This is a genomic window from Limisphaerales bacterium (genome assembly GCA_014382585.1).
Taxonomy (GTDB): Bacteria; Verrucomicrobiota; Verrucomicrobiia; order Limisphaerales; family UBA1100; genus JACNJL01.
Genome location: JACNJL010000026.1, coordinates 21,345 through 33,703 on the forward strand (window position 1 = coordinate 21,345; position 12,359 = coordinate 33,703).

Here is a 12,359-nt window from a genome sequence, read left to right on the forward strand (position 1 = left end):
AACGTGACAACAATTTGGGGGTAACCCCGTCGGCCAGTAGCCGGCACAGAACAATAGCGATATGGCAGCGAACAAAAACGAGCGGATCAACTTCGGTAAAATCAATGAGGTCATTGAACCGCCCAACCTCATTGAAATCCAGAGCGACTCATACGTCGATTTTCTGCAAATTGGGACTGCGCCTGATAAGCGCAAGAATGAAGGCCTTCAGGCCGTGTTCAAAGAGGTGTTTCCCATCGAAAGTTATGATGGAAACATCATGCTTGATTTTCATAGCTATGAAATCACCCCGCCCAAGCAAACCTGGCTTGAATCCCTCGACGATGGCGGCACATACGGTGCGGCGCTGTACGTGACTTTTCAGTTGAAGGAAGGGAAGGGTGTGAAGGAGGAAAAAGTGTTCATGGGCGAGATGCCTCTGATGACGCCCTCCGGCAGCTTTGTGATTAATGGCGCGGAGCGCGTGGTGGTCAGCCAGTTGCACCGTTCGCCGGGTCTGGCGTTTGAGGCCTCCCAGCACGCGAATGGCAAGATGCTGCATTCGTTCCGCATCATCCCCGATCGCGGGTCGTGGTTTGAGGCGCAGTATGATACCAGTGATTTGTTGTATGTGTATCTCGATCGCAAGAAACGGCGTCGTAAGTTTTTGATTACCACGTTTTTCCGGGCGCTGTGTTTTCTCGAGGACGAATCTCTCAAGGGCACGGATACCGAAATTCTTGAGCTGTTTTACGACATCGAAGAAATCTCTCTCAAGGCAGCTGAGAAACACGCGAACCTGGCCAACCTCGTGTTGGTGGAGGACGCGGTTGATTCGGAGAAAAACGTGATCGTGGCGCGCGCGTTCGAGCCGCTGTCCAAGGCGGTGCTTAAGCAAATTGGTGCGGTGAACTCGGGCAAAATTCGTGTGGTGGATACCACCCGCGATGAAGGGCTTATCATCAAGTGCATGAGAAAAGATCCGACTCACAATGAGGAGGAGGCACTTAAAGAAATTTACAGCCGCCTGCGCCCAGGAGATCCGCCCACGGTGGCCAATAGCCGCGCGCTGCTCAAGCGATTGTTCTTTGATCCCAAACGCTACGATCTGGGTCGCGTGGGTCGTTACAAAATCGGCCAGAAACTGGGCTTCGAGGATCCCAATCAATCCCGCGTGCTCACCCGGCACGATCTTGTAGAAGCTACCCGCTATTTGCTCACCCTTAAAATGGGCGGCGGCGTGCTGGACGATATTGATCATCTCGGCAGTCGGCGGGTACGTACGGTGGGCGAGTTGCTTTCCAACCAATGTCGCGTGGGGCTTGCCCGTACGGAGCGTTTGGTGAAGGAGCGCATGACGTTGTTCGATCGCGAAAGCGGCACGATGACACCCGCCAAACTGGTGAACCCGAAAGCGCTCAGCGCGGTGATCCGCGATTTCTTTGGGCGCAGTCAGCTCAGCCAGTTTATGGATCAAATCAATCCGCTGGCCGAGACGACGCACAAGCGGCGCCTCTCCGCGCTGGGCCCGGGCGGCCTATCGCGTGAGCGTGCGGGCTTTGAGGTGCGCGATGTGCACCCGAGCCATTACGGCCGCATTTGTCCGGTGGAAACTCCCGAAGGCCCGAACATCGGCCTGATCGCGAGCCTCGCAATCTTTGCCCGCGTGAATGAATTCGGCTTTCTCGAATGTCCCTATCGTAAAGTGGAAAAGGGGCGGGCTACGGAACAACTTGATTACCTCACGGCCGATGCCGAGGAAAACTTCACAGTGGCTCAGGCCAATGCGAAGATTGACGACAAAGGCAAATTTTTGACCGAGTTTGTTTCTTGTCGACGGCGGGGTGACTTCATTGATGTGGAGCCCAAGGGCGTGCATTATATGGACGTGTCGCCCAAACAATTAATTTCCGTGGCGGCGGGGTTGATTCCCTTCCTTGAGCATGATGACGCGAACCGCGCGTTGATGGGCTCGAACATGCAACGGCAGGCGGTGCCGCTGTTGATCACCGAGGCGCCGCTGGTGGCCACGGGTATGGAGCGGCGATTGGCCGAGGATTCCTGCGCGGTGGTGAAATCTGAAGTGGCCGGCAAAGTTGCTTCCGTCACCGGCGAGCGCATTATCATCACCAAGGATGGCGAAATGCCGGTCAACAAACGGAAATTCAAGCACGATCCGGAATCCGGAATGTGGGTTTATGAAATGCGCAAGTTCATGCGGTCCAACGCCGGTACCTGCGTTAACCAGAAACCGCTGGTGCACCTCAATGAAACTTTGATAAAAGGGCAAGTCATTGCCGATGGCCCCTGCACCGAGGATGGCGAACTGGCGCTCGGCAAGAATGTGCTCGTCGCCTTTATGCCGTGGAATGGCTACAACTTTGAGGATGCCATTATGCTCAGCGAACGGGTGGTGAAAGATGATGTGTTCACCTCTATCCATATCGCGGAATATGAAGTGAGCGCCCGCGATACCAAGCTTGGCCCGGAAGAAATCACGCGCGACATTCCAAATGTCGGCGAGGAAGCATTGGCGGATTTGAGCGCCGATGGTGTCATTCGCGTGGGCGCGGAAGTGAAGCCGGGCGACATTCTCGTTGGTAAAATCACGCCCAAAAGCGAAACCGAGCTGGCCCCGGAAGAGCGTTTGCTGCGCGCCATTTTTGGTGAAAAAGCGGCTGACGTCAAAGACACCTCGCTCAAAGTGCCCAGTGGGACTTACGGTATTGTGATGGATGTGAAGGTCTCCTCCAAAAAAGAGAAGGACACCAGGACGTCCAACAAAAAAGGCGAGAAACAGGTTGCCGACGAATTCAAGAAACGGCTCACTGATTTGCAGGAGCAACTCACCGAGGCGCTCTCGAATATTTTGCTCGGGGAAAAAATTCCGCTCGACGTGGTCAACAGTGAGACCGGCGAGATCATCATCCCTGCCAACCGCAAGATTACCAAAACCCTCCTGCGCAAGTTGGCGAGTGTGTATGATAAGATCGAGATCGATCCCTCGCCGATCCGCAACAAGATTAACGAAATTCTGGGGACCTTCCTCAAGCGTTTTGAGGATTTGAAAACGGCCCATGCCGATGAAGCGGACCGCGTGGAAGCGGGCAACGACATTGATCCCGGCGTGGTCAAGCAGGTGAAAGTTTACATCGCTTCCAAACGCAAGCTCTCGGTTGGCGACAAAATGGCCGGCCGCCACGGCAATAAAGGTGTGGTCGCCAAGATCGTGCCTGAGGAAGACATGCCTTATCTCAAGGACGGTACTCCGGTGGACATCGTGCTCAACCCCCTCGGTGTGCCATCGCGCATGAACGTGGGGCAGGTGCTCGAAACTCACCTCGGTTGGGCCGCCAAATTGCTGGGCCTACACTTTGCCACGCCAGTGTTCGATGGCATTCCGGAAACAGATATCCGCGATTACCTCAAACAGGCGACGGCATTGAGCAACGACCGGTTGGTCGGCGAAAACGGCAAGGCCTATCTGTACGACGGTCTCAGCGGCGATCGGTTCGACCAGGAAATCGTGGTTGGCTACATTTATATGATGAAGCTAGGCCACCTTGTGGCGGACAAAATTCACGCCCGTGCGGTGGGCCCGTACAGCCTCGTCACCCAGCAACCTCTGGGCGGCAAAGCGCAGTACGGCGGCCAGCGTTTCGGGGAAATGGAGGTGTGGGCGATGGAAGCGTACGGCGCGGCCTTCACCTTGCAGGAACTGCTCACCGTCAAGTCCGATGACGTGCAGGGACGCACCCGCATTTACGAGAGCATCGTGAAGGGCGACAATACACTGGACGCCGGCATCCCGGAATCCTTCAACGTGCTCGTCAAGGAAATGAAATCCCTCGGCCTCGAGGTGGGCGTGGGCTACACCAACCCCGCCGACAACCAAGCCGAAGCTGACGACACCCTGGCCATCCTCGCCAGCTAACCTGTAACCAACGTAATTTGGAAAAAATATGAGCGACACTGCCAATCAATCCGCCCGTGAATTGCTGGGACTCGAACGCGTGAACCTTGTGGATCACGTCGCCCTTTCCGTTGCCGGCCCCGAATCCATTCGGCGCTGGTCCAAAGGTGAGGTTAAAAACCCCGAGACCATCAACTATCGTACCTTCAAGCCCGAGAAAGGCGGCCTCTTTTGCGAACGCATTTTTGGCCCCGTCAAAGACTGGGAATGTTCCTGCGGCAAATACAAGCGCATCAAATATAAAGGCGTTGTTTGCGATCGCTGCGGCGTCGAAGTCACCCTCGCCCGCGTGCGCCGCGAGCGGATGGGCCACATCGATCTCTCCGTGCCGGCCACCCACATCTGGTTTTTCAAATGCATGCCCTCGCGCCTCGGCTTGATGTTGGATATGACCGGCCGCCATCTCGAGCGCGTCATTTACTACGAGGATTATCTCGTAGTGGATCCCGGCGAAACGCCACTGGTGCAAAATCAATTGCTTACCGAAGAAGAATTCCGCGAAGCCAAAGCAACTTACGGCCCGGAATCTTTCGAAGCCGCGATGGGTGCGCAGGCAGTGCACGATGCACTTTCTCGAATTGATCTCGCTGCGGGCGTGGTGGAATTGCAGGAAGCGATGACCAAAACGCGCTCCAAACAAATCCGCAAAAAACTCGCCAAACGCATCAAGCTCTTTCAGGGCTTTGAAGCCTCCGGTTCGCGTCCGGAATGGATGGTACTTACGGTGCTGCCCGTGATCCCGCCGGACTTGCGCCCACTCGTGCCATTGGAAGGCGGCCGCTTTGCGACCAGTGATTTGAATGATTTATATCGTCGCGTCATCAACCGCAACAACCGCCTGAAAAATCTCACGCAGTTGAAGACCCCCGAGGTTATCATCCGCAATGAAAAACGGATGTTGCAGGAAGCGGTGGATGCGTTGTTCGACAACGGTCGCCATGGGCGCGCCGTGACCGGCGCGGGCAATCGCGCATTAAAAAGTCTTTCCGATATGCTCAAGGGCAAAGGCGGCCGCTTCCGCCAAAACCTGCTCGGCAAGCGCGTGGATTATTCCGGCCGCTCGGTGATTGTCGTCGGGCCGGAGCTGAAGCTGCACCAATGCGGGTTGCCCAAAAAAATGGCGCTCGTGTTATTCGAGCCATTCATCATCCGTCGTCTCAAAGAATTGGGTTACGTGCACACCGTGCGTTCCGCCAAAAAACTCATCGAGCGTCAAACCTCCGAAGTTTGGGATGTGCTCGAAGAAGTTACCAAAGGCCATCCGGTATTGCTTAACCGTGCGCCCACTTTGCACCGTCTTTCCGTGCAGGCATTCGAGCCGGTGTTGATTGAAGGCGAGGCGATCCGTGTGCATCCGCTGGTGTGTACCGCATACAACGCGGACTTCGATGGCGACCAAATGGCGGTGCATTTGCCACTCTCCGTGGAGGCACAAATGGAAGCGCGCCTGTTGATGCTGGCACCCAACAATATTTTCAGCCCGTCAAGCGGTCGGCCGATTATGACGCCTACGCAGGACATCACGCTCGGTTGCTACTATCTCACGGTGAATCCGGAGAAGATGAACAAGAAGAAGTACAAGGAGAACAACCGGAAAATATTGTTTGGCGACAAATTCGAAGTGCTCTTTGCGCTGGACGAAGGTGTGGTTGACACGCACACCACCATTCGCCTGGCGAATCCCGATCACGGCAAGGAAACGGTCTACGGTAATTCTGAAGACGTCATCATCGAGACCACCGTCGGCCGCGTGATTTTCAGCGAGATTTGGCCCGAGGAATTGGGCTTCGCAAATTTCGAAGTTGGCAAAGCTAAGATTGGCGATCTCATTGCTGATTCTTACAAACAAGCTGGTCACGCAAAAACGGTGGAAACCCTCGACCGCCTCAAAGAACTTGGGTTCCGGGAGGCCACCAAATCCGGCGCTTCCATTGGCATTGATGATATGATCATCCCGAAGGAAAAAGGTCAGGAAATCAAAGGTGCCGAAAAGGAAATCGCCGACGTAGAGAAACAATACCGCAAGGGCGTCATCACGCCGGGCGAGCGTTACAACAAGATCATCGATATTTGGACGCACGCAACGGATAAGATTTCCAACGTGATGCTGCAAACGCTCGAGGCCAATCAGGGCAAAGAAGAGTACAACCCCGTTGCCCTCATGGTGGATTCCGGTGCGCGTGGTAACCGCCAGCAAGTCCGGCAGCTCGCCGGCGTGCGCGGACTGATGGCCAAGCCCAGCGGTGACATCATCGAGAAACCCATCCTCTCAAACTTCCGCGAGGGCCTTACGGTGCTGGAATACTTCATCTCCACTCACGGCGCCCGAAAAGGCTTGGCTGATACTGCGCTCAAAACCGCTGACTCCGGCTACATGACCCGCAAGCTCGTGGACGTGGCGCAGGATGTCATCATTCAGGAAATGAATTGCGGCACCAACAACGGCATTTGGGTTGAGGCGATTCAAGAAGGTGAAGAGGAAGTCGTGCATTTGGCAGATCGCCTGGTGGGCCGACACTCGTGCGACAGCATCATCAACCCCATCAAGCCCGATGAAAAACTCATCAAAGCCGGCGTGGAATTTGACGAAGCCCACGCCAAGGCCATTGAAGATGCCGGCATCGACAAAGTGAAAGTGCGCTCCGTACTCACCTGCGAAAACAAGCAGGGCGTCTGCGCCCATTGCTACGGCCGCAACCACGCCACCGGCTATACCGCCGAGCTTGGGCAGGCGGTGGGCATTATTGCCGCACAATCCATTGGCGAGCCCGGCACGCAGCTGACTATGCGGACCTTCCACATTGGCGGCACCGCTTCTTCGGTCTTTAAGCAGCCGGAAATCAAAGCCAAGAAAGCCGGCGTGGTTCAATACGAAGGCCTCCGCATTGTGGATCTGCAGGATGGCAGCCACATTGTGCTTAACAAAAACGGCTCTGTCATCGTGCGCGATGCCAAGACGGATGCCGAATTGGAAACCTACGACATCCCCATCGGCGCTGTGATCACCGTGGCGAATGGCGATAAGGTTAAATCCGGCGAAACGTTCGTGCAATGGGATCCATACAACGTGCCGATTCTTTCGGAGAAAAAAGGCCGCATTCGATTCCACGACATCATCGAGGGCGTCACCATGGAAATGGAAGTGGACGAAGCCACCGGCCAGGATTCAATGGTCGTCATCGAGCACAAAGAAGATCTGCATCCGCAAATCATCATTGAAGACTCGAAAAAGGAAGTCGTTGCCAATTACCCCATCCCCGCCGGAGCGCACGTGCAGGTGGGCGATAACGACACCATCCAAGCCGGCACGCTGCTGGCCAAGACGCCGCGCAAAACGTCCAAGACCAAAGACATCACCGGCGGTTTGCCGCGGGTCTCGGAACTCTTCGAAGCGCGCCAGCCAAAGGATGCTGCGGAGATTGCCCGGATCGACGGCAAGGTCGACTTCGGAGCCATCGTGCGCGGCAAGCGCACGGTCATCGTGCAGGATCAGGAATCCGGCGAGGAAGAGGAGCACATGATTCCGATCGGCAAACACGTCATCGTTTTCAAAGACGATATCGTGAAGAAAGGCCAGCAACTTACTGAAGGCCCGATGGTGCCGCATGACATTCTTGAGGTGCTCGGCGTGAGCGCACTGCAAGCTTTTCTGGTTAACGAAGTGCAGGAAGTGTATCGATTGCAGGGCGTGACCATCGCCGACAAGCACATCGAAATGATCGTGCGCCAAATGCTGCGCAAAGTGAAAATCACCGAGCCCGGCGACACCACGTTCTTGTGGGGCGAACAAATCGACCGCTTGGCGTTCGAGGCAGAAAACGAGCGCGTTGAAAACATGGGGGGCCAACCTGCCGAAGCGAGCCCCGTGCTCCTCGGCATCACAAAGGCCTCCATCGAGACCGAGAGCTTTTTATCCGCCGCAAGTTTCCAGGACACCACGCGCGTGTTGACCGAGGCCGCCACCTTGGGCAAAAAAGACACCCTACGTGGGTTCAAGGAAAACGTAATTATGGGGCACATTATCCCCGCCGGCACGGGATTTGACGGCCATCGCAACCTCAGCCTCGACCCGCAAGTCGAGGAAGTGGAAGCTGTGGAAGCACCGAATCTGCTGCTCGATGACGAAGAGGAAATGGCAAGTTAGAGTTTTTGAAAGAAAAACCGGCTAAAAGGTCGGAATTGGGGGGCATAACGCCTCCCGGGATTTTCCCGAAAATAATTCATAAAACTTGTTGCAACGGGATTTTACTTTGGTATTATCCCGCCCCCGAATCGCTTGCCGACGCGGACAACGCGCGGGCAAGCGAACTATTTTTTATAATGCCGACAATTAATCAGCTGGTCCGAAAAGGACGGAAACGGACGAAAGAGAAGAGCGCTTCTCCCGCGCTCGAGAACTGTCCTTTCCGGCAGGGCGTGTGCCTGCAGGTGTACACGCGGACCCCGAAGAAGCCGAACTCCGCGATGCGAAAAGTTTGTAAGGTGCGCCTCACCAACGGGAACGAGATTATCGCCTACATCCCGGATGAGGGACACAGTTTGCAGGAGCACTCCATCGTGCTCGTGCGGGGTGGTCGGATCAAGGATTTGCCAGGTGTGCGTTACCACGTGGTACGCGGCACCCGCGATGCTGCCGGCGTGGAGAAGCGCCGGGTGAGCCGTTCCAAGTACGGCGTGAAACGCCCGAAGGCCGGCAAGAAGAAATAAGGATTTTATATGTCACGCAGACGCAGAGCAGTTAAACGCACGATACGCACCGACGCCCGCCATCACAGCCGGCTCATCGGGCGTTTGGTGAACACCATTATGAAATGCGGCAAGCGCAATCTCGCGCAAAGCCTGGTGTATGATGCGTTCGACCAAATTAGCGAGAAGCAGGAAGGCGCCACGCCGCTGGAAGTGTTGCAACGCGCCGTGGAAAACGCCAAGCCGCGTTTAGAAGTAAAGAGCCGCCGCGTGGGGGGCGCCACTTATCAAGTGCCGCTGGAAGTCACCGGCGAACGTTCCGAAGCATTGGCCCTGCGTTGGATCGTGGGATTTGCCAAGGCCAAAAAAGGCACGCCAATGAAACGGGCGTTGGCCAACGAAATTCTTGATGCGTATAACGGTGAAGGCAATTGCATTCGCCGCCGCGATGAGGTCCACCGGATGGCACAGGCCAACAAGGCATTTGCCCATTTCCGCTGGTAAAAACAATTTGGATTGTGAGACGCCCCGAGCGTGGATTTATCGGGGCGTTTTTTAATCCAAACCAACGATGGAAACATTGACTGACATAGATACAAAAGCACTGAACTCGCCGGACCGCGAGTACACACTGGAGCGCACCCGGAACATCGGGATTGCGGCGCATATTGATGCCGGCAAAACCACGACCACCGAGCGCATCCTTTTTTACACGGGCCTCTCGCACAAAATCGGCGAGGTGCACGACGGCAACACCGTCACCGACTGGATGGAACAGGAGCGCGAGCGCGGCATCACAATTACCAGCGCGGCCACCACTTGTTTTTGGACGCAAAAGCCCGATGGCACTGATAAGCTGTGGGAAGGCGTCGCCCATCGCGTCAACATTATCGACACCCCCGGCCACGTGGATTTCACCGCCGAGGTGGAGCGCTCCATGCGGGTGCTCGACGGCGCGGTTGCCGTATTTTGCGCCGTCGCCGGTGTGCAGCCGCAGTCCGAAACCGTCTGGCGGCAGGCGACTAAGTACGGCGTGCCCCGCATTGCGTTCATCAATAAGATGGATCGTACCGGCGCGAACTTTAATAGTGTGGTCGCCGAAATGCGCGAGAAACTTGGTGCGTACGCGTATCCGGTGGGCATCCCGATTGGTGCGGAAGAAAATCTCCGCGGCGTCATTGATGTCATCAGCCAAAAGGCACTCATTTACGATGAGTCCGAAGAGCTCGGCACAAAGATTAACGTGGAGGAAATTCCGGTTGAGTTGAAAGAAGAAGCCGAGTTGGCTCTCGCCGAATTGATCGAAGCGGTCGGCGACAAAGACGACGAGGTGATGGAAATGATCCTCAACGAAACGCCGGTTGATAATTTAACGCTCAAACACGCCATCCGCCGCCTTACCGCTGCCAATGAATTGGTGCCGGTTCTTGGGGGGTCCGCCTTCAAAAACAAAGGCGTGCAACCGATGGTTGATGCGGTCATCGATTACCTGCCATCCCCGCTGGACGTGGAAGCCGCCGAGGCTGCCGATGTGGATGATGAAAACGAAATCACCACGCTGCCCGCCGACGACAATGCCCCGTATTGTTCGCTGGCATTCAAACTTTGGACTGATCCGTTTGCCGGCAAACTGGTGTTCTTCCGCGTCTACAGCGGCTCCATCAGCAAGGGCGACACTCTATATAACCCGCGCACCCGCCGCAAAGAGCGCGTGAACCGGATTATGATGATTCAGGCCGACAAACGCGAAGAGGTGGAGACGGTGTACGCCGGCGACATCGCCGCGCTCGTGGGTGTTCGCAACATTACTACTGGCGACACGCTGTGCACGCCGGATCTCGATGTGTGCCTCGAGCCGCCGACTTTCCCGGAGCCTGTCATCTCCATGGCCATCGAGCCAGAAACCAAGGCCGATCAGGAAAAAATGTCCGAAGGCCTTCAGCGTTTGGCCGAGGAAGATCCGACTTTCCGCTGTTACACACACGAAGAAACCGGCCAGCTGTTGATTGCCGGAATGGGTGAGCTACACTTGGAAATTATTTGTGATCGACTGCGCCGTGAGTTTGGCGTCACCGCCACGTCCGGCGCGCCGCAAATTGCTTACCGCGAAACCATCACCAAAGCCGCTGAAGGCGTTGGCAAGTTTGTGAAACAATCCGGTGGTCGCGGCCAGTACGGCCACGCGGTCATCACCCTTGAGCCCAATGAAGAAGAGGGCATTCTCATCGAGAATAAAATCGTGGGCGGCGTGATTCCCAAGGAATACATACCGGCGGTTCAAGCCGGCATCGAAGAGACCATCCGCAGCGGCGTACTCGCCGGATTCGAGATGATCAATCTCAAAGTGCAAATCATTGATGGTTCGTACCACGAAGTGGACTCCAACGAGCTGGCTTTCAAAATGGCCGGCATCTTCGCGCTCAAAGACGCGGTGGCCAAAGCCAAACCCATTTTGTTGGAGCCGGTGATGAAAGTGGAATGCACCACGCCCGATCAATATCAGGGCGACCTCATTGGCGATCTCAATCGTCGGCGCGGCAAAGTGCAGGGCATCGACAGCAAACCCTCCGGCACCATCATTAATGCCGAAGTGCCGCTGGCCGAGATGTTCGGCTACGCCACCGCCATCCGCTCACTTTCCAGCGGCCGTGCTTCCTACAGCATGGAGCCGTTGACATTCGAACCCGTTCCGCAGAGCATTGCGGACGAAATCCTCGACAAGGCACCCAAAAAGGCTGCTCGAGCTTAGGTATTTTTATGGCCGGAAATCAAATTAGAATCAGACTCAAAGGCTTCGACCACCGCGTGCTCGATCGCTCCTCACAGGAAATTGTGGAGACCGTCAAGCGCACCGGCAGTCGCGTGGCCGGCCCCATCCCGTTGCCCACCCGCCGCGAGCGGTTCACCATGACCCGCTCTCCGCACGTTGACAAAAAGAGTCAGGAGACATTCGAGCAACGCACCCACAAACGGCTCATCGACATTCTCGCTCCCACGCCCAACACCATCGATGAATTGAAAAAACTGAACCTCCCCGCCGGCGTGGATATTAACATTAGAATTTTCTAGCAACATGGTTGGATTGATTGGCAAAAAAATTGGCACCACGCGCGTCTACGACGACGCCGGGAATGCCGTGTGCGTCACCGTGATTCACACCGGCGAAAACCGCGTCGTTCAGTGCAAAACCGCTGACGGCAAAGACGGCTACAACGCGGTGCAAATCGGGTACGACGATCAAAGCCACAAAAACCGTGTCACCCAGCCGATGCAGGGACACTTCAAAAAACACAATGCCGAAGCCACTAAATGGGTAAAAGAATTCCGCGATTTCAGCCTCGAAGTGCAGCCGGGCGATACTGTGCCGGTGACGGTGTTTGAGCCGGGCGATCATGTGGACGCCATCGCCCGCACCAAAGGCCGCGGCTTTCAAGGCGTGGTTAAACGCTGGAACTTCGGCGGCGGTCCTGCCTCTCACGGTCAAAAAGGCTGGTTCCGTCGGCCCGGATCCATCGCCGCCGGCTCCACCCCGGGTTGGGTGAGTAAGGGCAAAAAGATGCCCGGCCATATGGGCCAACGCCAGCGTACGGTGCAAAATTTGAAAATCGTGCAAGTGCGCGAGGAAGATCAGTTATTGCTCGTGAAAGGCGCTATCCCCGGAGCCAATGGCGATTACGTGGTCATCCGCGAGGCCAAGAAAAAACCGAAGGCCACAAAGTAA

General features: G+C 55.9%; 7 protein-coding genes. All 7 read left to right on the forward strand.

Annotated features, from left to right (window positions below):
- Positions 1 to 61: 61 nt before the first annotated feature.
- The 7 genes from rpoB to rplC all read left to right on the forward strand — a co-directional run bounded on the left by rpoB (position 62) and on the right by rplC (position 12,359).
- The gene (rpoB, locus tag H8E27_03560) at positions 62 to 3,913 is read left to right on the forward strand and encodes a DNA-directed RNA polymerase subunit beta (GenBank protein MBC8324682.1); all 3,852 of its coding nucleotides are present in this window, start codon (positions 62 to 64) and stop codon (positions 3,911 to 3,913) included.
- A gap of 28 nt (positions 3,914 to 3,941) precedes the next feature.
- Positions 3,942 to 8,096, forward strand: a complete 4,155-nt coding sequence (gene rpoC, locus H8E27_03565) for a DNA-directed RNA polymerase subunit beta' (protein MBC8324683.1) — start codon at positions 3,942 to 3,944, stop codon at positions 8,094 to 8,096.
- A gap of 176 nt (positions 8,097 to 8,272) precedes the next feature.
- Complete coding sequence (locus tag H8E27_03570; GenBank protein ID MBC8324684.1) at positions 8,273 to 8,659, forward strand: 30S ribosomal protein S12; 387 nt, start codon at positions 8,273 to 8,275, stop codon at positions 8,657 to 8,659.
- A gap of 9 nt (positions 8,660 to 8,668) precedes the next feature.
- The gene (gene rpsG, locus H8E27_03575; protein MBC8324685.1) at positions 8,669 to 9,142 is read left to right on the forward strand and encodes a 30S ribosomal protein S7; all 474 of its coding nucleotides are present in this window, start codon (positions 8,669 to 8,671) and stop codon (positions 9,140 to 9,142) included.
- A 67-nt stretch (positions 9,143 to 9,209) separates the two neighbouring features.
- Complete coding sequence (fusA, locus tag H8E27_03580; GenBank protein MBC8324686.1) at positions 9,210 to 11,387, forward strand: elongation factor G; 2,178 nt, start codon at positions 9,210 to 9,212, stop codon at positions 11,385 to 11,387.
- A gap of 8 nt (positions 11,388 to 11,395) precedes the next feature.
- A complete protein-coding gene (gene rpsJ / locus H8E27_03585) occupies positions 11,396 to 11,707 on the forward strand; it encodes a 30S ribosomal protein S10 (protein ID MBC8324687.1) in 312 nt (103 codons plus the stop codon).
- A 4-nt stretch (positions 11,708 to 11,711) separates the two neighbouring features.
- Positions 11,712 to 12,359, forward strand: coding sequence for a 50S ribosomal protein L3 (rplC, locus tag H8E27_03590; GenBank protein MBC8324688.1), 648 nt, complete (start codon positions 11,712 to 11,714; stop codon positions 12,357 to 12,359).